1 protein-coding gene is annotated in these 1,942 nt (G+C 46.5%); it reads left to right on the forward strand.

Annotated elements, in window-relative coordinates; all coding sequences use genetic code 11:
- Positions 1–475 precede the first annotated feature (475 nt).
- Positions 476–1,870: a group II intron reverse transcriptase/maturase gene (ltrA, locus tag BR86_RS0113605; protein ID WP_031474788.1), complete on the forward strand. Its 1,395-nt coding sequence runs from the start codon at positions 476–478 to the stop codon at positions 1,868–1,870.
- The last annotated feature ends 72 nt before the right edge of the window (positions 1,871–1,942 follow it).

A 1,942-nucleotide genomic window follows, 5' to 3' on the forward strand; every position in this document is an offset into this window, starting at 1 on the left:
GTTGTGCGCCTAGCGGCGCACGTTTCTAACGGGTTCAAGTCCCGAATCCACCCGGTAGTGGGAAGGATATAGCCGAAGGCAAGGGTGTCCGCCGCGAGGTGGAATCTGAAGGAAGCTGGATGTGGGGAACATACTAACCCACGGGCAAATCTCTGGTCTGACGTACAGAAATCTCATACGAGGTTATGCATGAGGGTAAGGCTGCAACACAAGTCGAAGCCCAATAACTACACGGAATCATGCATGATAAATGAGGCAGATGGATGGAGAGGAAGAAACGTGTGGTACCTAGGGAGGTCTGTGTGAAACGCTCTGAAAGGAGTAACCACCGTACAAGGAAACGAGGCGGTGCTGAACACGCAGAAGTCAGCAGAGGTCATAGTAGGGATATGGACATGGAAACATGGACATGCTAACCGAAGGACCGAATCAGTAGGAGTCTTAAGTATGACCGAGAAAGGAGGAATGACCGTTAATGGCAGAAAACATGGATAATAATGGCTGTTTGCAAAGAGATAGTGCGGAACACGAAGGGTATGCGAAAGCGCTTAGGTCATTCAATCGGATATGGAAAGAAAGAGACAGTGCACAGCCGAAACTCTTGGAAGCAATACTGTATAAGGATAACTTTAATAGAGCGTATAAAAGAGTTAAGGCAAACAAGGGAGCGCCAGGTATTGATGGAATGACTATCGAAGAGGCACTTCCGTACCTTAAGGAACATCAACAGGAGTTAACTGATCGCATATACCGCGGCAAGTATACCCCATCGCCAGTCAGGCGAGTTGAGATTCCAAAACCGGATGGTGGTGTGCGCAAGCTTGGTATACCCACCGTGATAGACCGAACACTTCAACAGGCAATAACTCAACAGTTAGTGCCAATCTATGAACCGTTGTTTGCGGACGGAAGCTACGGCTATCGTCCTAACAGAAGCGCAAAGGATGCCATACAGAGGGTAAAGGAATACGCAGAACAAGGCTACACATTTGCGGTAGTCCTAGATTTATCAAAATATTTCGACACCTTAAATCACGAAATCCTAATCAATCTCCTTCGGAAGAATGTAAAGGATGAACGTGTAGTACAGCTCATAAAACGCTATCTGAAAAGCGGTGTAATGGAAAATGGAGTGGTCATCGATACAGAGGAAGGTTCACCGCAAGGGGGCAATCTATCACCGCTACTTGCTAACATCTACCTCAACGAGTTTGACCAAGAGTTCCTTAAGAGGGGCGTTCCGTGCATCAGATATGCAGATGACATCGTGCTTCTTGCGAAGAGCAAAAGAGCGTCTGAAAGACTCTTGGAAAGCAGTACGAGATATCTCGAGGAGAAACTGAAACTTACAGTCAATCGTGAGAAAAGCCGTACTGTCAGCGTGTTTGCAATCCGAAATTTTAAATTCCTTGGCTTTGCATTGGGAAGGAACGGAAGTGGCATTTATGTCAGGGTTCATCCAAAGTCATGGAAGAAGTTCAAGTCAAAACTGAAAGATTTATCTTCCCGTAAGTCTGTACAGTCCATCAAGCCGAGTCTTGAGAAAATCAAGGTATATGTGAGAGGGTGGCTTAACTACTACGGGATAGCAAGCATGAAGAAGAACATCGACGACATCAATGGATGGCTCTATCACAGAATCCGTATGTGTATATGGAAACAATGGAAGAAGCCCAAGACAAAGGTGCGAAATCTGATTAAGATGGGTGTGCCCGAGGACTTGGCGCATATGGCTGGCAACAGTCGGCGTGGATATTGGTTTACCACACATACAGTCGCAGTCAACATGGCGATGACAAAAGAAAGACTGATAAACAGTGGCTTCTATGATTTAGCCACAGCCTATCAGTCTGTGCACGTCAACTATTGAAAGCGCCGTATACCGAACGGTACGTACGGTGCTGTGAGAGGACGGGAGCTAATCACTCCCTCCTACTCAATT

The organism is [Clostridium] aminophilum DSM 10710, from assembly GCF_000711825.1.
GTDB lineage: Bacteria > Bacillota > Clostridia > Lachnospirales > Lachnospiraceae > Clostridium_R > Clostridium_R aminophilum.